Genomic DNA, 25,228 nt, shown 5'->3' on the forward strand with positions numbered 1-25,228 from the left:
ACGCCGCTTCATGAAAGCCTCCCCAAGCCTTCGTTTACGGCCTAGTAGACATCGCGAAGATAGCGCCGGTCCTGTCGCATCTGGGCGACGTAATCCTCCGCTGCATCGGATTTCATGCCGCCATGGATCGCCACGATGCGACGTAAAGCGAGATCAACATCCTTCGCCATTCGGCCGGCATCGCCGCAGACGTAGAAATTCGCGCCCCCTTCGATCCAGCGCCACAGTTCCGCGCCCTCCGCGATCATGCGGTCCTGCACGTAGATCTTGTCGGCCTGGTCGCGCGAGAATGCGAGGCTGAGCCGATCGAGATGCCCGGAGCGACGCCACGCATCGATCTCCTCGCGATAGTAGAAGTCGGTCGCTTCGTGCTGCTCACCGAAAAACAGCCAGTTGCTGCCGACAGCGCCCGTGGCCGCGCGGTCGTGCAGGAACCCGCGGAACGGTGCGATCCCGGTGCCCGGCCCCACCATGATCGCAGCTCGGGACGGGTCCGTCGGTGGACGAAAGTGCGCGGCAGGCTGCAGGAACAGGCCTGCGCCCAGTTCTTCCGCGCGGTCCGCCATGAAGGTGGAGCACACCCCGCCGCGCCGCCGCCCCTGATTGGCATAGCGCAGAACCGACACGGTCAGTTGCACTTCGTCGATCTGGGCATGGGGGCTGGACGCGATCGAGTAGAACCGGGGCTGGATCGGCCGCATGACCTGCATGAGATCGCCGGGCGTCAGGCGTGCTCCGGTAGCGTGCAGGACGTCGGCGATCTGGTGCTCGCGCAAAAAGCGGTCGTAGTCCGGTTTGCGCTCGGGATCGAGCAGCGGCACGAAAGCGGCCTCCGGCAGCCGATCGGCTATCAGTTCGAGGATATTGCGCGTCGGTTTGGCGATGTCCCAGTGACGCAGGAGCGCCTCGTGCAGCGGTACTTCGCCATGCTCCTTGACCGTGACCGGGGTTTCGGCGGGAAGGTCCAGCAAGTCCAGAATTTCAGCGGCGAGCGCGGGACAATTGACCGGCCAGACGCCGAGCGCATCGCCGGCGCGGTAGGAGAAGTCCCGGCCCGCGAGATCGAACCCGAATTGCCGGACCTCTTTTCCCGCACCCAGACCGCTCAGCAGCATATTGCGGATCATGGGCGCGTGGAGCGGCGACTTGCGACTATAAGTCGAGCCGCCCTTCGCAGCCTGGGGCGGCGGCGGTGAGAAAGGCACTGCCTCGCCCCTTGAAACGGCGGCCTTGGCAAGTGCAGGCTCACGGTCGTCGCGCGCGAGCACAGCGCGGATCACGGCGTCCAGCCATTGTCCGGCCGTTTCCTCGTAATCAGGTTCGCATTCGGCGCGAGGCGCGAGGCGGCGAGCACCGAGTTCCTCCAGTCGGGCATCCAGTTTTCGGCCGAACCCGCAGAACTGATCGTAGCTTGAATCTCCGAAAGCCAGCACCGAATAACGCAGATCTGTCAGGCTGGCGGCTGTTTGCGCAACCAGCGAGGACCAGAACGAGCCGCCATTGTCAGGCGCATCGCCGTCGCCGAACGTGCTGGCGATGATGAGTGCCTGACCCGCCAAGGCAAGATCGCCGGGCTTGACGCTGTCCAGCGCCGCAAGGCTGACGCGGCACGACCGCGCCTCCAGGCGTCTTGCACATTCTTCCGCGAAACCTTCCGCGTTGCCCGTCTGGGAGGCCCAGAGCACCAGCACCTGCGACGCCGCTTCCTCGGCCTGGCGGGCTTGGGCCGGGGCAATGTCCAACCCCGCGAGGCCAGCCTCGTCGACCGTGACGGGCCTTCGCGCGAAAAGGCCGGCGAGTAGCCCATTGACGAAATGCCGCTTGCCTGTCTCCAAGGGAGCGCCGTCCGGCAGCAGGGGAACGGTGCGGACCGGCTCGCTTGTTCGCAGGCCCGTCATGAAGCCGTTGAGGTAGATTTCTTCCGCCAGCGACAACACCGGAGTGTCGCCCGGCGACAACCCCATGACTTGCGCAAAGGCGTCGATGGCGGCCGCCTGCGAAGGCATCAGCCCCCCGGCGGCAGGTATGCTGGCCGAAAAGGGCGCCGTCTTATCCTCCTGAAGGGGAGGCTCGGCATCTCGCTCCACCGGCCCCGACACGCGTGTGAGAGCCACTGCGGAGAACTTGAACTCGGGTTGCAGCGAGATCGGGTCCACGGCATCGCTGGTGACGGCGTTCACGCAAAGATCATCGCCGAACACGTCGTTCCAATGGAACGGCGCGAAGCAGTTACCAGGCCTTACCCGCTCCGTAATCACCGCTGGAAGCACGGCGCGTCCCCGGCGCGAGCGCAGTTCCACCCTATCGCCTTCACCAATGCCCAGCGCAACGGCGTCCTCCGGGTGCAACTCAAGGAAGGGCTCCGGATTGAGCTTGCACAGCATCGGCACTTTCCCGGTCTTGGTCAACGTATGCCACTGGTGCTGAAGGCGGCCGGTGTTGAGGACAAGCGGATAGTCCGCATCGGGCATCTCTGCCGGATCCATGTGCGGCCGGGGCAGGAAACGCGCCCTGCCGCTTTCCGTCGGGAACGCGAGAGACGGACGGCTGCCATCCGCTTCGATCCTCGGCGACTGGCTCGCTCCTTCGTTGAGATACCGGATGGGATTGCGATCGGCCGCGTGGTCGGGCGGATAAGGCCATTGCAGCGGCGTTTCGCGAAGACGCTGGTGACTGGCGCCTCGGATGTCGTAGCCGGTACGCGGATTCCAGAAAGTTTTGATTTCTTCGAAGACTTCGGCGGCGGAGTCATAGGAAAACGCCGGAGCGTAGCCCATTTCGCAGGCGACGCGGGCGATGATCTCCCAATCTGCCATGGCCTCGCCGGGCGGGTCGACAGCCTTCTGCATGAGCGTCAGGTTGCGCTCGGAATTGACCATGACGCCTTCGGCCTCTGCCCAGAGCGCTCCGGGGAGAATGAGGTCGGCATGGCGGTTCGTCTCGGTGTCCACGAAAACGTCCTGCACGATGACGAGTTCGGCCGCCTCCAGTCCGGCCACCACCGTCTTGCGGTTGGCCACGCTCGCCACGGGATTGGTGCAGATGATCCAACAGGCCTTGATCCGCCCTGCCGCCATCTCCTCGAACATTGCGACGGTTCCCGCTCCGGTTTCTGTGCGCAGGGTGCCGCGCGGCACGCGCCAGGCATCCTCGACGAAATGGCGGTCGTTCTCGCTGAGAGTGGCACGCTGGCCTGGCAGCCCCGGCCCCATATAGCCCATTTCGCGGCCGCCCATGGCATTGGGCTGACCGGTCAGCGAAAACGGCCCTGCCCCCGGACGGCAGATCGCACCGGTCGCGAGGTGAAGGTTGCAGATCGCATTGGTGTTCCAGGTGCCATGGGTGCTCTGGTTGAGGCCCATCGTCCAGCAGGTCATCCAGGCGCCCGCCTCGCCGATCCATTTGGCGGCCAGGTGAAGGTCGGCTTCGGCAATGCCGGTGATTTCGGATACGCGCGCCGGTGGGTAGTCGGCAAGGAACGCAGGTATCGTTTCCCAGCCTTCGGTGTGGGCGGCGATGAAGTCGTGATCGACGTGGCCCTGCTCGAACAGCAGATGGAGCAGCCCGTTCAGCAGTGCCAGATCGGTTCCGGGGCGTATCTGCACGAAGAGGTCTGCCTTCTCCGCCGTGGCGTTGCGGCGAGGATCGACCACGATCAGCTTGGCCCCCGCCTTCACGCGGTCCATCATGCGCAGGAACAGGATCGGATGGCAGTCCGCCATGTTGGCGCCGATCACGAAGAAGACATCGGCCTTGTCGAAGTCCTGATAGGAACCGGGAGGACCGTCGGCGCCGATCGACAGCTTGTACCCGCTGGCCGCGCTGGCCATGCAAAGCCGCGAATTGCTCTCTATGTTGTTGGTGCCGATGAACCCCTTGCAGAGCTTGTTGGCAAGATACTGCGCTTCAAGAGACATCTGGCCCGAGACGTAGAACGAGACCGCGTCCGGGCCGTCTCTGTCGATGATCGCTCGCAGGCCCTTCGCGGTGCGCGTGATCGCCTCGGTCATCGGAATGGCGCCCTGATCTCTGCTGCCGTCGATGCGGGCATAAGCCGTTTCGGCCCGTCCCGGCGCCGTGATGGGTATGTGGCAGCTGCTCCCCTTGGTGCAGAGGCGCCCGAAGTTGGTGGGATGCTCCTTGTCTCCCGTGACCTTGACGATCCGGCCTTCCGCCACTTCCATGACGATGCCGCACCCGACGCCGCAGTAGGGACATGCGCTCTTGACCTTGCTGCTCGCCACGTCTTCCCCAAACGAAAAAAACGCCACCGGCCGGAACCCTGTTCTGGGTTCGACCGATGGCGTCGTTGCCTCTTCTGACAGCCCGATGGACTGCTGGATCCTACTCGCGCCTTTGCGAGCGGGACTCCGATGTTGCCGTCATCTTGCCGTATCCTCGGCCGGCTCGCAAGAGCCTGTTTCGCACTGCAGCATCACGGCGTGACGTGGAACGGGGCGCAGCCGTTAGAATCGGCGGGAAATGCCCATGTACACTTCCAGATCGTCCGCGTCGTGGTCGAGGCCGGCATTCACGCCGAGATCGACCTGGAAGCGATCGGAAGTTTGCCAGGCGATCGAGAAACCGGACGTATGCTCTCCGTGATGATCGCCCGGCTCGTCCACCTTGCGGAACTGATATTCGGCAGTGGCAGTCAGCGCATCGTTCAGGTGCGCGGCAAGCCCGACAACCTCGCCCAGAACAAGATGGCGCCCTTTGCCCCCTTCGTTCGCTTCGGCATCGACCTCCGGCATCATCTCCAAAGTTATCGCCGAGGAGACCTCATAGGACAGCGGAACGCGCAGCCCCGTGCCCCAGTCCCCAGCGCCGATCGGTCGGCGCCCGGCAGGCAGGGACAGGAAAGGCATGACCGCCGCGGAAAAGCCGGCCCCGTCCGGGTTCGCGAGATTGCGCCGCAGTGCCAGCATGACGTCTCCGGTTCCAGTTCGATGCTCCACATCTCCGGCAGCGCGGTCGCGGGTTCTGGAAAAACCGAGGCTTGTCCACCCGAGTTGCACCTCGGCATGATCGGCGATGCCCAGGCGCAGCAGGAAATCCCCTGTCACCACGACATCCTCCCGCTCCGCCGCGTCCCGGCTCAAGGTCCAGTCGCCCAGCCCGGCTTCGAAAGAGATCCTCCCCGGCGCCATGGTACATGTGGGCGCGGCGATCCCAGGACGATCTGGGCAATAGTCGCGCTCCTGGGCGAAGGCCGCGCTCGGGAGCGCCGCAAGAAGAAGGAACAGGCAGGCTCGATGGAACATGGGCGGCGCTTTTCGGAAAAGGACTGCCCTAGATATCGCCTTCCGCTTCCGCAGGTTCCCGCCCGGAGCGACGATCAGCGCGAGTAGCGGCCCCTTCCAAGTTCACTGGGCAGCAGCGAGGTTCCGTCGATCCGCAGGGTCATTCGTTCGAAGGGCGAGGCGGTGACCTGCTCGGCATCGATGGAGAAGCGCACGACGCCGGAGCGAACCTCGGGAACGGCGACTTCGATCGATCGGCCCGGCGCGTAAGGCGCGCTCAGCACGGCGGCAACGAGCGGGGCGCCGTCGCCGTCGCGGACCAGAGCCAGTCCGCCGGAGGTCGTGACTTCGCTCTCCTGCCCATCCGCGAAGCGCAGCTCGACATGTACGCCGCGCGCTTCTTCACCCGCTTGCGGATCGACGACGAGGACCGCCAAACCGCCGCGCCACCGTTCGGATGGCTGAGCTTCGGCAGCGACGGAATCCGGCAGACGGCAGGCTTCGGGAAGTTCAGGCTCCGACAAATCCGGTTCCGCCATCCCGGCCTCGCGAGCCGCCCGCAGCGCCGCGCCGCGCGCTTCCTCCCAAGCCTGCGTGAGGCGGCGGGCTTCCGCCTCCTCCTCTTCTTTCATCGCGGCGCCTTTCGCCATGACCCGGCGGGCGGTGCTTTCCAATCGTTCCCGGGCGGTGCGAGCGGCAGCGATCGCTGCATCCGCGGCAGCGCGCGCCTTGACCTGCCGCTCACCGTCCTCTTGCGTTGCCACATTCACACCTGTCCCGATGTCCAACATAGGGACCGGCTCCACGACCGGTTCGGCAGTGACGATCCCGCCGCCAAGGAAAGGACAACGCCGACGAACGGATTCCTCCAACGCAGCCTGCTCGAGGTCTAGGCGCTCCTGCTCCGCATCCGCCGACCAGGGCTGCCGATCCAGATAGGCGAACAGTGGACGGTCCTTGCCGGGCCGGCTTGCCACGAGCACGATCTCACCGCCTTGACGATGCCAGGCACCGCGCGAAAACTGATCCAGCGCACCATAGCTGATGTACCACTCGAAAGTGCCGTCAGGGCGCAGCAGCAGTTCCGACCCGGTTTCCATCACCCCGGACAGGTAATAATGGCCGGCAAATGCGGGATCGACAGGTCCCGCCGCCGAGGTCTCCGCCGCATCCTGAGCCCTTGCCGCCGTAAGGGGCATCTGCAAGGCAAGTCCGGCCGCGATGAACAGTTCGATCCGCATGGCTGAGGTTCTAGCTCGCTGCTCTTGCCGGACAACCACAAAGCTCGCCCCCTTGATCAGATTTCAGGGGGCGATGCCTCGGATTACGCTTCGCCTCATCTGATAGGACAATGCCGATCGAGAGGGAGAGCCAGCGATGCAAGGAGCAGCAGGACCGGCAACGGCAACCTTCCCGGCGCGGGAAATCCGACCCATGACCGGCCTGCGGGGTGCAGCGGCGCTGTTCGTCATGCTCTACCACTTCCACCTCAAGATGATCGCTACCGGGCCGCTCTCGACGCTGCTCCTGCACGGATACCTTGCGGTCGACCTGTTCTTCATCCTGAGCGGCTTCGTCATGGCCCATGTCTACGGCGAGGCGCTGACCTCCGGGACATTCCGGCAGCGCAGTTTCCTGCTGCACCGGATCGCCCGGATCTATCCGCTCTATCTGCTGGCGACGCTGGCGTTCGTGACTCTCGCGCTGGAACGGGGTGCCCTGAACGTGCCGCAATACGTAACGCTGAGCGCCAACCTCGTGATGATGCAGTCCCTTGGCGACTGGCCGAGCATGGACCCGCCCGCCTGGTCGGTCAGCGCGGAAATGATCGCCTATCTGCTATTCCCGCTGATCGCGCTGGCTTGCCTGCGATCGAGCCGGAAAGTTGCGCTGGTTACCGGCATGGCCGCCCTGCTCTCCGTTCTGGCGATGACCGTGGCGGCGAGCCGCCACTACATCGGGACGCCCATCGCCAAAGGCGAACTCGACTTGTATTTCACGCCTTATACGCTGGTGCGGTGCCTTGCCGGGTTCGTGATCGGGCAGTTGCTCCATCGCCTGTTCCGCCACGGCACGTTCAACCCGGTGCTTTCGGGAAACCTGTTCCAGTGCGGGGTATTGCTGCTGGTACTGGTCACGCTTGCTCAGGCGCGGTCGGACTTTCCCGCCTATCTGGCGATGATCCTGCTGGTCGCCACTCTTGCGCAGGACCGCGGCTTGCTGAAGCGCCTTTTCGCTTCGCCGCCCCTGATGTTGCTGGGCAAAGTGTCCTTCGGCGTCTACCTGCTGCATTTCCAGGCGATCGGCCTGGTGGATCGCTTCTCCCGTGAAGCCCTGAACCGAGGTTTCGATCCTGCCGTCAGCGACGGGATCGCGACCCTGACCGCCGGCGCGATGGTGACGACCCTGGCCTGGGTGCTGCACGAGGGTTTCGAAAGCCCGCTACGGCGGATGATCCGACGTCTGGAACACCGGCAGGCGCAAGCGGCACCTGGGGCATGGTGAAAACCACCCTCCCCAAAAGGGGAATCTGTCAAAAACCACGTGTTGGCGCTAGGCTGGTCAAGTCCCGGCAGCGCCGGACGGATCAGTCGATTTTTCCGGGTGACCGGATTTCGTTGGGCGGAACGGATCTTCCTCGGACCTCATGCATCCTCACGGTGCGACGAAGCAGAGAGGCCTGCGAGCGATCATGACGACGAGTGTATCGGTAGCCATACGGAATTCGCTGATAAGGGAAGGCGTTCGCCGCATCCTCTCGGACTCCGGTTTCGACCTTGCGGAATCGGTGGACGCCGTCGAACGGCTCGCGCTGCCGGCCGATCCGGAAGCTGCGCACGTCATCGTCGTCGGCGGTTCCCTGCTGGGCAACGATGGAGCTGCCGTGATCGCCGAGATCCTGCGCCGCTTTCCCAACGCTCGCGTGGTAGCCCTGGTATCGGCGTTCGCTTTCACCGAGATGACGGCGATCTTCGCCGCCGGTGCCTATGCCTACTTCCTCGACCAAGTGCCCTATCAGTCGCTCGTGGCGATGATGCAGATGGTGGCCGTCGGACAAAAGGTCGCGCCGCCCGAGATCATCGGACTCCTGGAAAACCTGCTGCTGATCACGGACGTTCCCATGCAGCACCGTGAAAGCCAGGGCTTTGATCTTACAGAGCGGGAATGGGAGGTATTGGGCGCGCTGGAACGCGGGTTGCCTAACAAGACGATCTCCCGTGACATCGGCATCAGCGAATCCGCAGTCAAGGCGAGCGTGAAGTCGCTGCTGAAAAAGCTTTCGGTGACCAACCGCACCCAGGCCGCCGTGCTGGCACGCGAACTCGCCAACCAGGGTCAGGCACGCATGCTCTGCGGCCGCCAGATCACCGCGGCATTGCTGCCCCGCGCCGACCGGGTCGACGGTGATCTTTCCCGTCGCACTGCCAAGGATCACCGCTTCCGCTAAGTTTCTCGGGTCTCCAGCGGGCAGAGCATCTGTATAATCGTGATCATAACACCACCGGCTAACTCTAATGAGTATCCGGTCGAATCAGGATAGTCCTTAGGCTCATGCGACTGCGCGTTGGCGGGCGCGGAATCCAAACGGCTCCGCACCCGCTCCAAAATATAGCGTGACTCGTATGCTCCGCGATGCAACATTTGCCGATGAGGCTCGGTATTGTCTCAACGGAAGTTAGGGGGGTTCGATCATCAACATCGAAATGTAGGGGGAATTTCATGTACAGATTTGACAATGAAGCTGTGCAACTTACGGCTCGTGAACTGGATGTCCTGCGCTTCGTAGCCATGGGGCGTTCGGCAAAGGAAACGGCCATCGAACTGAACATCGCGCCCTGCACGGTCGAGCGGCATGTGGAAAACGTCCGTTTGAAGACCAGAACACGCAATCGCGCGCATATGATCGCTCATGTCATTCGCGAAGGGCTTCTGCAACTCCATCAGTAGGGAAGCAGGCAAAGACAGGCCGATGGTTCCGATCAGACCGGTTCACCCGGATGCATCGGGCCCAGGCGACCAAGAGGTCGTCCTTCAGGTTGCAGACGTGACTCTCGACAAGAGAGCCGTGGATGTGAACGATAGTCGTCCCCGGATCGATGTCGCATTCGAACGAGGAAGGAGCGATGCCGAGGCCTCTGCCCAGCGCTTTGACGCAGGCTTCCTTGCGCACCCAAAGCGCCAGGAAGGCGCGGTCGTACCCTGCCGCGCCCGGGCGCGGTAGCCGTTGCCGTTCGCGCGCCGTGCAATGCAGATCGGCCAGATCGGCAGCATCGGCGATAGGGCGCGCGCATTCCAGATCCACGCCGATCTCATGGTCCAGCGACCAGGCGGCGAGGACATTCGTGCCGCTGTAACTGAGGCTGCACCGCGCCTGCGGAAGGTTAGCCAGAATCGGCTTGCCATAGGCGTTGTGAACATATCGCTGGTGTGCAGCGGGAACGCCGAAACAGCGCTCGCCCAGAAGGCGCAAGGCGCCGTGCGCCACGGCATATCGTCGCGCTAGGGACTCGCTTGCAAAGCGTGCCGCGCGAACACGCTCCTGCGCCGAGAGGCACGCCAGCACGGCAGGGTCGATCAGACGAGGCACCTCGATCCGCCATAGCCAGAACGGCGCCGACAGCTGCGTCACCACAAGCCCGAACAGGCCGTGATCGTTCGAGGGGATCGGCGTCATCTGCGCGGCGCGGCGAGGCTGTGGCGCAGGAAGTCCCCCAGCAGGTGCGGCGGATCGACGGAGGGATCCCGGCGCAGCGCCTGCTTCGTACGGAACGCCGCGTGAGCGGCCATCCATCCCAGATCTGCCGCGATGGCATAGACCAGGCCATGGTTCTTGCGAAAGTAGCGCCGGCGGGACTCGAACCAGTACGCAGGCACGCGCCGATGCACGGCCTGGGCGTCGGTTACGCCCGTACTCTGCCCGGCGATGTGCAGGACGCGCGCCTGGGGCAGATACCAGCACTCCCAGCCATACGAACGCGCCGCGAGGCACAAGTCGATCTCTTCGAAGTACAGGAAGTAGCCTTCGTCGAACCGCAAGCCTTCGCGCAGGAGTGCGGGCCGGATCGCCAGGCTGGCGCCGCTGACCCAGTCCGCCCGTTCCGGCTGCTCGCCCATCCGCCGGGCGACCGCGTAACCGGCGAGAAGGCGGGACGAGAAGCGCCATCGCAGGCCGCGCTCGATCTCGCTCTGGATCGAAGGAAAGCGGAAGGCGAAAGGCCAGGGACTTCCATCCGCCTCGAGCAAAGCCGTTCCGACCAGACCGGCTGCGCGGTTCCAGGCCATGAAGCGTGCCAGCTCACGGGCTGCTCCAGGCATGACGCGGGTGTCGGGATTTAGGAGCCAGACAAGATCGGCCGGTCGCTCCTGCTGCAGGACCAGATCGATGCCGAGATTGTTGCCTGCCCCGAAACCGCCGTTCACCGGCGAGCGGACAAGATGAACCCAGTTCCAGTCCCGTTCCCTGATTGCATTCTCTATAACGTCAGCCGACCCATCCGGCGATGCGTTGTCGATGACGACGGCCCGGATCCGCATCCCTTCGCCAGCCTCCGCCGCCAGGCTATCCAGACAGGAAAGGGCAAGCGCCGCCGTCCGGTAATTGACGATCACCACGTCAATCGAATGCAGGGGGACGGTTTCGCTCATTCGGCGGCAACCCCGATCGGCTCCACGGCCCTGCAGCCGCCGGCCAGAGCGGCGTCGAGCGCATCCTGAAACAAGGGCGCGAGCCGGTCCACGTAGGGTTCCTGGAGATTGCTGCTGTGTCCGCCCGGTATATCCACGATGACGATCTCGTCGCGCACCCGCTTGCCCCAGCCGAGCGCATAATCGCGGTAGGTGAGGCTGTAAGGCGTGTCGTCGGGCAGTTCGGTATCGTCGGCCGCCTTGAACAAGGCTACGCTCCCGCCCTCGAACATTCCGCTCGGACGATGCTCCCGGTGGGCCACTTCATAGAGTTTCAGGAAGGAGATCGCACCCGCGCCCGTCGTTCCAGCCCGGTGCATGGCCCCGGAATCCGCGCGCTCCCGCATGGAGCGCACGGTGCGGCGATCCTTCGCCTGGCGCAGGCGGGACCCGATTTCCCAGCGGGCGGCGTTCAGGACCTTCCGGCCGAGATCCGGCAGCACTTCAGAGACGCCGGAGCGTCTCAGCAGGCCGCGAAGCCGCGCAAGGCGGAGGCGCGTCGTCAGGAAGCGGAACTTGCGCGCCTCCACATCGGCGGCATCGATGATGCCCACGAAGGCCACTTGCTCTCCCTTGTCCTGAAGCTGCCGGGCCATCTCGAACGCGATGACCCCGCCGGCGCAAAGGCCTGCAAGCAGGTAGGGGCCGGTCGCCTGCACCCCGCGCAGCCGGGCCACGTAGTGGGCAGCCATTTCGTCGATACGCGTGTGCGCGTAGGAGCCGTCGTCCCGCCGCAGCGGCTCCAGGCCGAGCACCGGCCGATCGGTATCCAACCTGAGCGCGAGGCCACGGTAGAGCAGCGTTTCCCCCAGGCCATCGTGCACGAAGAACAAGGGCGTCCGGGATCCGCCTTGTCGAATGGTGACGATGCCGTCCGGTTCGGGCGTTATGGACGCCGCACCGAGCACCTCGGCCGAACTCTCAGGATCGAGAACGGCGGCGAGACTGGCCGCCGTCGGGTGCCCGAGCATCGCGGCCAGCGGAAGCGTCCGCCCCGTGCGTTTGCGCAGGCGATTGATGAACTGGACGGCCAGAAGCGAATGGCCGCCGAGGTCGAAGAAGCTGTCGTTCCTTCCCACCGCCGCCGTGCCCAGCAAGTCGCACCACAAGTCTGCGATAAGGCGCTCCGTTTCGGTGCGCGGCGCTTCGGCAGGGTCGCCGCTTCCGTCGAAATCCTTGGGTCGGGGCGGCTGGCGCATGGCTGCCAACGAAGCCTGAAGATCGTAGGGCGAGATCACGGCATGCGGCGGGCAAGCGCCGGACAGCAGGCGGTGCACCACTTCCGCACCTTCCCCGGGGCGGATGCCCGGGCGGCTCTCCAGGACTTCTCCGTCACGCGCTCCGTCAATGGCCCGCTCCGCAAAGCCTGCGGTGTTCACGCGGACCATCGTGAATTCGCTCACCTCCACCAGTACCAACCCGTCGGGGTCGGTGATGGTCAGGTCGAACACCGCCGTCTGGCCGCTCGCGTCGGTGTCCGGTCGATAGCGGATGTGGCTGACGATACGAGCCGGCAGCGCCGCATGCATCACCAGCCGGCGGTAGGTAAAGGGCGCATGGAAGTCGCGCTCCGCATCGCGTCCGGCGATCAGGATTTGCGCTCCGGCCGTGGCGAAGTCCAGCAAGGCGGGGTGCAGCAGGATCTTTTCGAGATCGCCGCCGAACGCTTCCGGCAGATCGAGATGGAGCAATGCCTCGGCCTGGCCGATCAACGTGCGCGATATGGTCTGCCAGCGGGGGCCGAACCGCATCCTCGGCTGATCTTCGCTGCCGCCCCTGCCCGGACGGCAGCGAGCGGCAACGGCGTCGAGGTCGATAGCCGCACGCGAAGATGGCGCATCATGCCCCCGAACTGTTCCGCGCGCATGCTCCGTCCACTCTCCCGAACTGCCCGCCGCCCGGCCGAGGACCGCGACCTTCCAGGCACCCTCGTCCTCCTTGCGCACGTGGACGCGTAAGTCGCGCGCGGCGCCTTCCGCCACGATGAAAGGTTCGAGGAATGCGAAGTCGCTCATTTCCAGCGCCCCCGGCTCGACCATGGCCACTGCCGCACGGGCGATTTCAAGGTAGGCAGTGCCCGGCAGCAGCGGCCCCACGCCGGTCAGGCGGTGCTCGTCCAGGAGCCAGTGCCGGTCGGGCGACAACGTTCCAGCGGCCACGAATTCGGCTTGCGAGATCGCATGGGCCCGATCCAGAAAAGGATGTGCCAGGGGCCGACCCGGAGCAAGCTCCGCCGCCTGCCCGGCGCTCGGTATATCTCGTCTGGCGAGAGCAGCCGCCATGCCCACTTCGGCCCACTGGCTCCATCCTACCGAGATCACCCGCGTAAGCGGGTCGTTCCGGCGGGACTGGGCGTAAGCGTCGAGAAAGGCGTTGGCTGCGGCATAGTCCGCTTGTCCCGGCAAGCCTGCAAAGGCGCTGATCGAGGAGAACAGCATCAGGAATTCCGGGGGCTGCGAGGCCAAGACCTTTTCCAGCGCGAGGGTGCCGCCCACTTTGGGCCGCAGCACCGCCTGCATGGCGTCTGGGCGCCGTGTTTCCACAAGTTCGTCATCGATCGTTCCGGCCGTGTGAAACACGCCTTCGATCCTGCCGAACTGAGCCTCGACTTGGCGAACCGCTCGGCGCAGTGCCCGCGCATCGGCAACATCCGCCACCACCACCTCGACTTTCGCCCCGGCCAGCTCCAGATCGATGACACCGCGCAGCTTGTCGGCGATCGCAGGCTGCAGATCGCCTTGTTCCAGCAGCGTCTCCCACTGCCCGCGAGCGGGCAACGCCGTGCGGGACAGGAGCGCGATGCTGGCCGCGCACGTCCTGGCGAGCATTCCGGCGATAGTCAGGCCGATACCGCCGAGCCCTCCGGTCACAAGATAGGTTCCGCCCGGCTTCAGCAGAGCGCCGGGGCTACCGCCAAACGCCTGTGCGGACGGACGATAGCCCAGCGTCCATCGCTCTCCGGCACGGATCGCAACTTCGGACCCGCTACCGATGCGAGGTTCCCGCAAGACGGCCTCGATCGAGCCACGGAGCGCCGCCCCCTCCTGAATGCCACTTTCGATATCCACCGCGCTGAAGCGCAAGTCCGGATATTCGGCGGCAATGCTCCCGCGAGCACCCAGTGCCGCCGCCTTGAGCGGGGCCACGTCGCGGTCGCCGGCGACACGCTGCGCCCGGTCGGTGACAACCACTATATCCACCCCGTCGCAGGTGGCAGATAGTTCAGGCGCCATCGCCGCCACGGCGAACAGTCCTCTATCCAGCACGCCTTGATCGGTGGTCTTGCGATCTTCCTGTACCAGCCAGCAGTGATAGGCGCGCGCAGGCAGTCGGCCTTGCTCGGAAAGCGCCTCCAGCAGCCAGGCCCAATCCTCGCGCCGAGAGGGACGGATCACGAACGCCCCGTCGCCGCGACGGGACCGCCGACGTCCAGCTCTCACCGTGACGACATCGATCCCCGACGCGCGCAATCTCGCGGCAAGATGATCCGAAAAGCCCTTGCCGTTGCAAAGGACCAAGGCAGAGCCAGCCTCCTCGTCTCCCTCGGTGTCCTCATCGTTCGCGCGATCCTGACGGGTCCACACCGGCTCATAGCCCCAGTCGGCCATATCCATCCGCGCATCGGCATCCCCCTCCTCCGCACCATCCTCGTTGACCGGCGAAGGATCGAACCAGTGCCGCTGCCGATCGAAACGGTACGTCGGCAGCGGCACGCGCAGCCGCCGTTCGCCTTGCCAGAACGCTGTCCAGTCAATCGCCACGCCCAGCGACCACAGTTCCCCAACCGCTTCCAGAAAGCGCGCGTCGTCCATGACATCTTCGTCCGGGTGCCGCATCGAACTGACGACCGGCTGAGCGGCACCGCGCGAAGGATGCTGGCGCGACAGGCTCGACATCGTTCGCCCCGGTCCGACCTCAAGAAGAACGCGATCCGCATCGTCCAGCAGGCACCGAAGGCCATCGGTAAACCGGACGGGCTCGCGCAAGTGGCGGACCCAGTACTCCGGATCGGTCGCCTCTCCCGCCGCGACCCAGTCGCCGGTGAGGTTCGATGCGAAGGGTATTTTCGGAGCGTGAAGCGTAATCGTCTGCAGCAGAGCGCGAAACTCCGGAAGGATAGGATCGAGCATCGGCGAATGTGCCGCCACCGTGATCGGGATCGGCTGCGCCTCGATCTCGAGCTCGGCGAGTTCCTCTTGCAATCGTCCGATCGCATTTGGAGCGCCCGAGGCAACGCAGAGCCTAGGAGCATTGATCGCCGCGATGGATAGTTCCGGCGTCAGCAGAGGCACCAGTTCCTCTTCGGTCAGGGCTATGCTCAACATGGCTCCGGCGCCGGTGTTCTCGAACAGCGCTCCCCGCGCATGAACGATGCGCAGTCCGCTTTCGAGATCGATCACGCCGGAAATATGCGCGGCGGCATATTCGCCGCAGCTGTGCCCGATCATCGCCGCCGGCTTGACGCCCAGGGACATCCAGAGCCGCGCCAGGGCGGTCTGCACGATGAACAGCGCCGGAAGCGCATGGGACGGCCGCTCCAGTTCGCGGGCGGCAAGCCCACGGTCCATGTCTGCGGGAAACAGCCAGCGCTTCAGATCGGGGCCGCCGATATCGTCCAGCAGCCGCAGCCCGCGATCCACTTCGGCTTGGAACAGCGGCTCGGCTTCATACAGACCGCGCGCCATATCGACATGTTGCGCGCCGCCGCCGCTGAACAGGAAGGCCACCCCGCGCCCTTGGATCGCTGGGGGCGGAGCTTTCGCCCCAGCCGCTTGCTCCAGCGCCTGCGCTGCCGGGAGGAGAGCTTGCGTGCCGGCGACTGCGAAGCCGCGCAAGCCAAGATGGCGCCGTCCCATGCTCAAGGTGAATGCCGCGTCGGGAAGCGAGAGGTCGGGCTGCTGCGAGACATGCTCTGCCAGGGACTTGAGGTTGGCAGCGAGCGCGCTTTCGCTATGCGCGGAGGAGAGCAGCAACTGATGCCGCCGGCTTGGGCCGCCCGCGTTTCGCAGAGGCGCTTCCTCCATGACGACATGCGCGTTGGTGCCGCCCACCCCGAGCGAACTGACCCCGGCGCGACGGGGGCTGTTGTCGCGCCGGGGCCAGGCTTCCCGCACGGCCTGAACGCTGAGCGGGCTCGTTGCGAAGGCGCAGTCAGGGTTGGGTGCTTCGAAATGAGGCACTGCGGGAAGTTCTTCATGGCGCATCGCCAGGGCCACCTTGATGACCCCGGCCGCGCCGGCGGCCGTATCGGTATGTCCGATATTCGCCTTGACCGAGCCGAGCGAACAGGGGCGTGCGCGCGCGGCGGATTGCCGGAAGACCTGAGAGAGGGCAGCCACCTCGATGGGATCGCCGATCGGTGTCCCGGTGCCATGGGCCTCCACGTAGTCGATCTGGGAAGGGTCGATGCCGGAAACGGCCAGAGCTTCGGCGATGGCGGCGGCCTGCCCCTCCACGCTCGGCGCGAGATAGCCGACCTTGCCGCTGCCGTCGTTGTTGATCGCCGATCCGCGCAGCACGGCGTGGATATGGTCGCCGCTTTCCACGGCGTCGGCAAGGCGGCGAAGCGCGAGCACGGCTACCCCGCTGCCGAAGACCGTGCCTTGCGAGCATGCGTCGAAGGGCCGGCACCGTCCGTCTGCCGAAAGGATCTCGCCTTCTTCGTAGAGGTAGCCTTGTCGATGCGGCAGTTCGATCGAGGCGCCGCCTGCGAGCGCCATGTCGCACTCCCCCGATAAAAGGCTCTGCGCGGCCATGTGGATGGCCACCAGCGAGGTCGAACAGGCGGTCTGGACATTGATGCTCGGCCCCTTGAGGTCGAGCAGGTAGGACACCCGCGTCGTCAGGAAGTCCTTGTCGTTCCCCGTGTGGCGCAGCAGGAACAGCCCGGTGTCCTTCACGAGGCAGCGGTTGCCCAGCAGGTTGTAGGGCATGTAGGCATTGTGCCCGGACCCGGCGAAGACCCCGACCATGCCGCCGAGACCTTGGGGCGTGTGGCCCGCATCTTCCAGCGCCTCCCACGAGCACTCCAGGAAATGCCGGTGCTGGGGATCCATGATCGCCGCGTCGCGCTGGCTCAGCCCGAAGAGGCCGGCATCGAAGCACTCCATGTCGGTCAGCGGCGCACCTCGCCGGACGTAGCGCGGATGGCGCAGGAGTGCCCGGCTGACCCCGGAAGCGAGCAGTTCCTCTTCGCTGTACGTCACGATCCCCTCGCGGCCGTCTCGCAGGAGCTGCCAGAACGCATCCGGCCCGCGCACGCCTGCGAAGCGGCACGCCATGCCGACGATGGCGATCGACGCTGCGTCGACGCTTTCGCCGCGATCCTCGAACGATCCGAATGCCTGGTCCATCTGTCAGGTCCTCATCACGGAGCGAACCGCTCCCCGGCGCAGCTGTGCCGCGCGTCGGGCCAGTGCACGGTCCTGACCCTCGCGCGTGGCGGCATCCGGCGCGCTTTCGCTGGAAAGGTGCGCGCCTAAGGCGGCGATGGTCGGAAAGCGGAAGATGTCGGTCAGGGAGACCGCACCCGGCGCGATGGCGAGAAGCCGTCGATGCAACTGGATCGCCAGCAGCGAATGACCGCCGATGTCGAAGAAGTTATCCTCGCGGCCGACATGCGAAAGATGCAGGAGGTCGCACCAGATCGCGCGAATTTTCGCTTCGAACGGCGTGGCCGCGGTTTCGACGGACACCTTCTGGCTCGAGCCTTCGGATGTCGCGGCCGGTCGGGCGGCTTGTTCCTTCCCCTGCTCGGGCAGTGCCTTGCGATCGATCTTGCCGTTCGGCGTTCTCGGCAGGGCATCGAGCAGCACGAAGGAACCGGGGACCATGAATTCCGGCAACTGGATCCGCAAGCGTTCCCGCAGACGGTCGCGCAACGCATCGAACGCCGCCGCCGGGCTGACCGGAACGACATAGCCGACGAGACGTGTCGTCCCGCCCTCGCCCCGAGCCACCACGACGGCTTCGCTTACTTCCGCTTGCGCGGCGAGCGCGGCTTCTATCTCGCCCAGTTCGATCCGATGGCCCCGGATCTTCACCTGCTGGTCCAATCGGCCGAGAAACTCCAGCGTACCGTCGGCCCCCTGACGTGCCAGATCTCCTGTGCGATAGGCCCGCTCGCCGGGGTGGAAGGGATGCGGAACGAAACGCTCGGCGGTAAGCTCGGGTCGTCGGTGATAGCCTCGCACGACCCCTGCCCCGCCGATTACCAGTTCGCCCGGCGTGCCGGGTCTCACCGGCTCGAGCCTACGGTCGAGAACATAGACCTGCTGGTTGGCGAGGGGGCGGCCCAGCGGCGGAGCCTTGTCGATCGGAACTATGGTGTGAACTGTAGACCATACGGTCGTTTCCGTAGGGCCATACATGTTCATCACGCTGCCGTTCACCAGCCCCAGCATGTCTTGCGCCAGACCAGGCGGAAACGCCTCTCCTCCCGCCATCAGACGCTTCAAGCCCGCCAGCGCGGGACGTGCCGCAGGATCGCTCGCCAGTGCCTGCAGCAGCGATGGGGTGCACTGGAGGTGCGTGACTCCATGGCGCCGGATCAGTTCGTGCAACGGGCATTCGCCGGCCCGCTCCTTTCCGCTCTCCTGCGCCAAACCGCGAAGCCGGTTGATCGCGGGCAGATGCGCGATGACGGTGTCGGTATCGATGCCGAAGTCGATCAGGCAGCCGATCTCGTCCACCCCCAGGGTTCCCAGACGCCGGATCAGGGCCAGATTGTCCTCGGGCGTGCCGAACAATCCACTCGTCTCGAAGTAGCGTTCGAAGGCATGGTCCAGCAGCGCCTCCGTCTCGGCCTCGCTGAGGCTGCCCAGGTCCACGTCTCCGCTCGCCCCGGCGCCGCCCGGACGCTTGAAGGCGGGGAACGACCAGGCATAGTCGCGCAGGAGCGCCGTTGCCGTGCGCAAGTATGCAATCAACGGACCGCGAACGCGTTCGCGGACTTCCGCCTCGTCCTCGCCAAGGAACGTGTGGAGCATGAGCGTTGCGTGCCCCTCTCCGGCATGACCCGCCTCGCGCCAAGCCTGGCGATAGGCTGCGATCTTTTCCGCCACCTCCTCGATCGATTGCCCGAGCAGATGCGTCAGCACGAAGGCCCCCGCTCGCCCGGCCTCGACGAATGTCGCGATGTTTCCAGCCGAGGTGATCCAGCAGGGAAGCTCGGGCTGAATGGGCCGGGGATATGTAAGCACTTCGACATCGCCGCCGAGCGGCCCGGGGAAGCGGCGGCTCTCGCCCCGCCAGAGCGCACGCACGTCCTCCATGCAGGCCTTGAGAGATGCTGCCCGATCCGCAAACGCCGCCGGATTGAGCACGAAATCGTTCGGCTGCCAGCCCGATGCGAAAGCTATTCCGACCCGGCCCTTCGACAAGTTGTCGACCAGCGCCCACTCCTCCGCGATCCGCACGGGGTGGTGGAGCGTACCCACCACGCTGCCCGCGCGAATGGCGATCCGCGAAGTGACGGCCGCGATCGCCGCCGAGGCCACCGAGGGATTGGGGTAAGGCCCGCCGAAATCGTGGAAATGTCGCTCCGGCGTCCACACGGCCTCAAAACCATGCTCGTCGGCAAAATGTGCGCCTTCCAGCAGCAACCGATAAGCATCGGCCGGATTGCTCCCGCCGGAACTGGCGAAATAGAACAGGCTGAAACCGATATGGCGCGCGGGAGCCGCGGGAGCCAGATCGCCGCGCACTTGCCGCTCCGAAGCCAGGACGACATGGCAGCCTTTCGTCAGCGGCCAGAGCAGTTCGAGCGTCGAAATATCGAAACTCAGGCTGGTCACTGCCAGCCAGGTGCCCTCGGGCTCCAGATGAGCGTCCATCCCGGTGAAAAAGTTGCGCAGGTTGCGGTGCTCGACCACCACGCCCTTCGGCCGTCCCGTGGAACCGGACGTGTAGATCATGTAGGCAAGGTCGGCACCGCTGGAACTACCGTCGAACGGATCGCCGGAGAACGCGGCAGCTGCGCTGCGCAGATCTTCCAGCGCAAGAACCCGTGCTTCGGTTTTCGGCAGCGGAGACGTCGGACGGGCTTCGCTAACGATCAGGGTCATGCCCGAATCGGCGATCATGTGCGCGATCCGGTCTTGCGGATATGCAGGATCCAGCGGCACGTAACCGCCCCCGGCCTTGTGTACCGCGATGAGGCAGGCAAGCATCTCCGCCGATCGGGACAGGTGCAGACCTACCAGCGTTTCCTTGCCGACGCCCTGCGCGATCAGTAAGCGTGCCATCCGATTGGAAAGGGCATCCAACTGTCCATAGGTCAGCGAAACGTTGCCTGCGGTTACGGCCAAATTATCGGGCCTCCTCGCAGCCTGTTCGGCGAAGTCACGATACCATGGGGCTTCTCCAGCAGGGTGAAGCGAGTTCTCGTTCCAGCTGTCGAGCACCAATGCACGTTCGGAGTCAGACAATATCGACAGCCGCCCGAGCGCCGTGTCCGGTGCGGCATCGGCGGCAGATAGAAACGCTTCGAAACCGGCCAGCAGGTCGCGCGCATCTGCCTCCGGCAACCGGCTTACATCATAAGTCCAGCGGCAGCTTGCCTCCGCAGGGCATATCGCCACGTCGAGCACGTTCTGCCCCGGAGGCACTTCCTCCCCGAGCCGATCCACGATGCGCACCGCCACCGGATGCTCCATGGCGAGGCCGCGTAGCTCCGGGCTTCGTGCCAGGAGATCGGCGGAATAGCCGATGTGGCGGCGCAACTGGGCGATCTCCCGTTCCAGGTTACGAGCCAGTTTCGATAGCGGCGCGTCGAAGTCGGCGGCGACCTTGAGCGGAAGCTCGGAAGCGAACCAGAGCGCCAAATCGTCCAGACCCGCGCGGGTTATCCCGTCCGAAAAGCCGATCTCCACGGTATCGCGATCGGCAACGCGGGCGAGCCACCCGAGGATCGCCGCCAGCATGTCTTCAGTCGTCCCAGAAAGCAGCGCGGCATCCAGGCGCGCCCACTGCCCTGCTCTCCCCTCCGGCCGGGAGCGAAAGGCAGGAATTTGGAGGCTGTCGCGGCTTTGGAGTCGCCTACGCCACCAGGGCTCGTGCCGGCCGATGGCTGTATCAAGCCGATCTAGCCGCGCTCGCTGCTCCGGATCCAGCGTGGCGAAAACAGCGCCCGAAGACTCCTCCGGCAGGAGCATCGGCGCTCCATCGAGCGAGGCCATCCGATCGATACGCAAATCCCGGTCGCCGGTCGCCACTATCGGTATTTCGCCGCCCCGGAGGATAGTTCCGGCGGGCCGTCCGGAGCGATGGTCGAGCACGCTGACCTGTTGAACCAAAGCAAGTGTCTCGCCGATGACGGCCTTGGGCAGCGCCATAGGGTTGGCATACGGCCCGAAGTCGAGCGCGCAAACCAGCCGCGCGATATCGTTTGCCGGGCGCGTCCAATCGATCGTCGCGGCGGCTGACGGGCGATGCTCCCGGCCGTAGATGCGTAGCGGCGCATGCGCCTGCGGCAGGGCGCGAGTGACCGCTCCTTCCAGATCATCCACAATGCCCGCAAAGCTGCGCAAGCCTGCCTCGAAACAGCGGGTGTTGAGCGAAAAGGCCGTCTCACCCTCCTCCACCCGAACGGGTTCGGCTGCCAATACCGGCCCGGCATCTACCGTGTCCGTCATCAGGTGCCAGGTCACGCCGTGATCGCGCTCGCCCTCGAGCAAGGCCCAGACCGGCGTGTTGAGCCCCGCTCGGGCGGGTAGCGGGCCGTCGTGGAAGTTGATCGCGCCTAGCGAGGCGAGCGCCAGCACTTCGTCGGGCACGACGGAGAGGTTCGATATGCTGAAGATCCAATTGAGCGGGGCACTGTCTACTGCAAGGAGATCGCGGGTCCGAGTGAGCAGAGGTATCCGGTTGCGACGGGCCCAGTCCGCTGCCGGGGTCGTTTGCCCTGCCACCACCGCAACGATCTCGTGCGCCCTGCTTCGCAGCATCTCGCCGCATTGGGCCAGCAGAGTTTCATCACCGATCAGAACGGAGCGATAACGCTGGCCTCCGGATTGCTTGCCGAGCGCAAACATGTCGACCAGAGCGCCGCCCATTTCCGAATCGATTGTCGAAGCCATGATGTTCTCCTCGACATCGGACCCTATAAACAGCTTACACGCTGGGATAGTTCGTCAACTCGGTGCGGAAATTCATGGTGGCGGAAATTACGGACGCATCATGATCCGGGATGATATTGGCTTTACTTGTACTCTATCAGCCTTGTTCGACGGTTTTCCGCCTTGCCGCGCGAAGATCGTAACCAATACTGCAACTGCCCCTGGCAATGCGGGATCTTGCCCAAGGTGATGAAGCAGGCCACCATCGGCCCGCTCCGCCTGCACACGCGAAACCACAGCAGCGGCCACAGGATCCACATGGGCGGCAAGGCCCAGAGTACATTGCTCGCCGCCGCCTTGCACAACGGGCGGTTCCCCTTCCCGCGCAAGGCGAGCGCCTCCGCCGTGGCATAGCCGCTGCGGCGGTTGCGCTGCCACCACTGCGAGAACCGGGTCATGGCCGCATCGTGGACCGTCATGTCGGCATCGATCCGCCGGATCAGCCATCCCCGCTTGCGGATGCGGTGGCACAGATCCGGCTCCTCTCCGGCGATCAGATCCTCGCGGAACCCGCCCACGCTGCGCAGCGGCGCGGTGCGGAACAGCGCGTCTCCCCCGCAAGTCTCGCGCAGGCCGATCGGCGTATCCCATTCGTGATCGCAGAGACCGTTGTAGGGACTCGCTTTCGGATCCCGCTCGCGCCGCCGCCCGCAGACCGCCGCCAGGCGATCGTCCGAGCGGATGGCGAGCATGGCTCGGTCCAGCCAGCCGGGGACGAGTTCGCAATCCCCGTCGATGAAGTGCACGAATTCGAGCTCGGGATGGCAGCGCATCAACCAGCCGAAACCCGCGTTCCGCGCTCTTGCCGCCGTGAACGGCAAGGCTGGATCGAGTTCCACCACCGGCAGGCCGCGCGCCTTGGCGAAGCTAACGCTTCCGTCGGACGAGCCGGAGTCGACATAGACGACCAGCGAGGTTTCCCGCTGCACGCTATCGATGGACAGCGCCAGCCTTGCCCCTTCGTTGCGGCCGATGATGACGAAGCCCGGGTCGTTCACCGATCTCGCTCCGTTCGCACCCACGCGCGCTCGCGCCGCGTGACGAACTGCAGGAGTAGCGGTATCTTCCACAAGACGTAGCCCGGCACTTGCCAGAGGCTCGCGGGCGGGAGAATATCTCGCGCTTCGCGCCGCCATGCCGCGAACAACGCGCTCGCCAGCAGGGCTTGCGCACTCGCCACCGTGACCAGTAAGCCGCCAATGCCGTCAGTAAGCGCAACGAGCAATGTCGCAAGAGCGAGCGCCACGAGCAGGAGGACAGTTGGCGGGATCAGCAAGTCGAGCGCCATCAGCACCAGACCTCCGCGCTTCCGGCGTGTCGCGGCCGCCAACAATTTCGGTACATGGCGAAACGCGGTTTGCAACATACCGTGCTCCCAGCGCCGCCGCTGTCCCCGGGTGCCGTGACGGGAACTCGCCCCGCTGATGAAACGAGCATCCTGCGCGAAAACCACGCTTTGTCCGGACAGCAGCAGGTCCAGTCCCATATCGAGGTCTTCGACGAGCGAGCCGGTAGCCCAGCGCCTTTCCGCGAAGACGGAGCGCGGAAAGGCCATTCCCGATCCTTGCAGCAGAGCCATGCCCGCCAGGCGGTGCAGTCCGGCCTGGCGGACCAGGTTCTTCACCAGGAAGGCGAAGCAGGACACGCGCACCATGGCATCGGCCTCGTGCGGCGGCGCCATCAGGTAGGCGCCCTGGACGACGGCTCGCCGCTCGAATGCAGCCGCCGCGATCGTGGCCAGTGCGCCTGCTGCCGGAATACAATCCGCATCTACCACGGTAACTACGCGCGCCGACCGCAACGAAGGCGCAGCGGCGATGAAGTCGCGGCCGAATTCGAGAGCATGGCCCTTACCGCGCCTTGAAGGGTCATCACGTTCGACGACCATGGCACCAAGGCCGCGCGCAACTGCGGCAGTTGCATCCGTGCAGTTGTGGGCGACCACCACGAGCCGGTCGCAAGGGCGCAGTTCGGCGAGAATGGCGGCGATCACCGGCGCAATGCCCCGCGCCTCGTCATGGGCGGGCATGAGCACGATGTACGGCGGCGCTGCGGCGCAGCTTGCGCGCGGGCGGCGCGGGAAAAGTCCCAGAGCGCATTCGATCGCCAGCACTACGGCAGGGAGCGAGGCGGTCAGCGCCACCGCCCAGGCTACAATCACGAGCATCAGGAACCTACCCCCGCGCGATCGGCCGGCATGGCCTCCAGCGGTTCGCGATTGCGACGCTGAAGGATCGGCGGCAGCCAGTCGGACTTGAGATTGTGAAGCCGCACCCGCCAATCGGCCCTGTCGCCCGTTCCCGGACGTGCGCGGAAGTCCGTAGTCCGTTCGATCGCCGGCAGGCTCGTGCCGATCGCCGTATAGTAGTACGTGGCGATCGAGCGGCGCGAGCGTTCTGGTGGGCAGGTGAGCGGATCGGGGTGGCCGTGATAGGTATCTCGATCGGTGCTGAAGATCACCGCGCGGCCGAACGCGGGCTCTATGCGGCGGCAGGCCCGGGTCATTCCCCGATCCCAGAGTTCCAGAGCGCCGCCATAGTCCGCCGACCAGTCCTCGTTGAGATAGATGAGCAGATTGAGCCGCCGTTCCACCTTCATGCGCCCGTGATGCGGGAAATCGGCATGGATGCCGAGATGACCGCCGTTTCGCGTCTCGTGCAGTCCGGCCCCGGCATGATAGGGATCCGGGATCAGCCCCCGTATGCCGGTGAGGGCGGAAAGAAAGGCAAGGAAGGCACCCGAGTTCAATTCGGCGAAGAGCATGCGCGTTGCCGGCCCTTTGCACTGATCGGGCCGAAACTGGAACTTCAGGCGCTCCTGGTCCCGATCGAAATAGTCCTGTCCCGTGCTATCGGGAAATTCCGAAAGCACTTGCCGCAGGACATCGGGGGTGAGGAAATCATCCAGCATGACATGCGGGAACGGCTGGTTCGCGCGATACTCGGCGGCGGCTGCAGATCCGGCAGCCTTGCAGGCCTCCTGATCGAAGCATCTGTAACCGCCCAGGTCGGTGAGTTCCAGAAACGCCATCTCCCCCCCTTTCGCCTGGGCAGGAGCCGCGGCAAACCGCAGCGAGCCCTGTGGCGACGATAACGCTCCGATCCAGCACAGTGCAGGCAGGAAACTCCCTTGGAAGTTCTCATGATCGACAGCCTGGCGGCCGCTTCGTAGATTTTCGGCCTA

General features: G+C 65.2%; 13 protein-coding genes. 3 read left to right on the plus strand and 10 right to left on the minus strand.

What is annotated here, in order from left to right:
- Positions 1–41: 41 nt before the first annotated feature.
- The 3 genes from L284_RS36070 to L284_RS36080 form a co-directional block, all read right to left on the minus strand.
- Positions 42–4,244, minus strand: a complete 4,203-nt coding sequence (locus tag L284_RS36070) for a molybdopterin-dependent oxidoreductase (protein WP_021234195.1) — start codon at positions 4,242–4,244, stop codon at positions 42–44.
- Positions 4,245–4,466: 222 nt separating this feature from the next.
- Positions 4,467–5,264 carry a transporter gene (locus L284_RS36075; RefSeq protein WP_021234196.1) on the minus strand — a complete coding sequence of 266 codons (798 nt, stop codon included), beginning with the start codon at positions 5,262–5,264 and terminating at the stop codon, positions 4,467–4,469.
- Positions 5,265–5,338: 74 nt separating this feature from the next.
- Positions 5,339–6,484, minus strand: coding sequence for a hypothetical protein (locus tag L284_RS36080; protein WP_021234197.1), 1,146 nt, complete (start codon positions 6,482–6,484; stop codon positions 5,339–5,341).
- 193 nt (positions 6,485–6,677) lie between these two features.
- On the opposite strand from L284_RS36080, the gene L284_RS36085 reads away from it, so the two are divergent.
- The 3 genes from L284_RS36085 (at position 6,678) to L284_RS47400 (ending at position 9,191) form a co-directional block, all read left to right on the plus strand.
- Entirely contained in the window at positions 6,678–7,748 is a 1,071-nt protein-coding gene (locus L284_RS36085; protein ID WP_021234198.1) for an acyltransferase family protein, read from the plus strand.
- Positions 7,749–7,935: 187 nt separating this feature from the next.
- Positions 7,936–8,691 (plus strand): LuxR C-terminal-related transcriptional regulator, encoded by a 756-nt coding sequence (locus tag L284_RS0124220; protein WP_235054368.1) that lies wholly within the window; start codon positions 7,936–7,938, stop codon positions 8,689–8,691.
- Positions 8,692–8,963: 272 nt separating this feature from the next.
- On the plus strand, positions 8,964–9,191 hold the full coding sequence (locus tag L284_RS47400; protein WP_031342197.1) for a response regulator transcription factor: 228 nt from the start codon (positions 8,964–8,966) through the stop codon (positions 9,189–9,191).
- Here L284_RS47400 and L284_RS46870 read toward each other — a convergent pair.
- The 7 genes from L284_RS46870 to L284_RS36120 form a co-directional block, all read right to left on the minus strand.
- Positions 9,157–9,918, minus strand: a complete 762-nt coding sequence (locus L284_RS46870) for a 4'-phosphopantetheinyl transferase family protein (protein WP_021234200.1) — start codon at positions 9,916–9,918, stop codon at positions 9,157–9,159. The genes L284_RS47400 and L284_RS46870 overlap by 35 nt on opposite strands.
- Entirely contained in the window at positions 9,915–10,889 is a 975-nt protein-coding gene (locus L284_RS36095; RefSeq protein ID WP_021234201.1) for a glycosyltransferase family 2 protein, read from the minus strand. The genes L284_RS46870 and L284_RS36095 overlap by 4 nt, the downstream gene beginning before the upstream one ends.
- Positions 10,886–17,281, minus strand: a complete 6,396-nt coding sequence (locus L284_RS36100; protein WP_021234202.1) for a type I polyketide synthase — start codon at positions 17,279–17,281, stop codon at positions 10,886–10,888. Before L284_RS36100 ends, L284_RS36095 begins: the two co-directional genes overlap by 4 nt.
- Positions 17,282–17,284: 3 nt before the next feature.
- Complete coding sequence (locus tag L284_RS36105) at positions 17,285–22,006, minus strand: MupA/Atu3671 family FMN-dependent luciferase-like monooxygenase (RefSeq protein WP_021234203.1); 4,722 nt, start codon at positions 22,004–22,006, stop codon at positions 17,285–17,287.
- Positions 22,007–22,128: 122 nt separating this feature from the next.
- Positions 22,129–23,043 (minus strand): glycosyltransferase, encoded by a 915-nt coding sequence (locus L284_RS36110; RefSeq protein WP_040713308.1) that lies wholly within the window; start codon positions 23,041–23,043, stop codon positions 22,129–22,131.
- The gene (locus L284_RS36115; RefSeq protein ID WP_021234205.1) at positions 23,040–24,212 is read right to left on the minus strand and encodes a glycosyltransferase family 2 protein; all 1,173 of its coding nucleotides are present in this window, start codon (positions 24,210–24,212) and stop codon (positions 23,040–23,042) included. Before L284_RS36115 ends, L284_RS36110 begins: the two co-directional genes overlap by 4 nt.
- On the minus strand, positions 24,212–25,075 hold the full coding sequence (locus tag L284_RS36120) for a 2OG-Fe(II) oxygenase (protein WP_021234206.1): 864 nt from the start codon (positions 25,073–25,075) through the stop codon (positions 24,212–24,214). Before L284_RS36120 ends, L284_RS36115 begins: the two co-directional genes overlap by 1 nt.
- Between the last annotated feature and the right edge of the window lie 153 nt (positions 25,076–25,228).

Source organism: Novosphingobium lindaniclasticum LE124, from assembly GCF_000445125.1.
Taxonomy (GTDB): Bacteria; Pseudomonadota; Alphaproteobacteria; order Sphingomonadales; family Sphingomonadaceae; genus Novosphingobium; species Novosphingobium lindaniclasticum.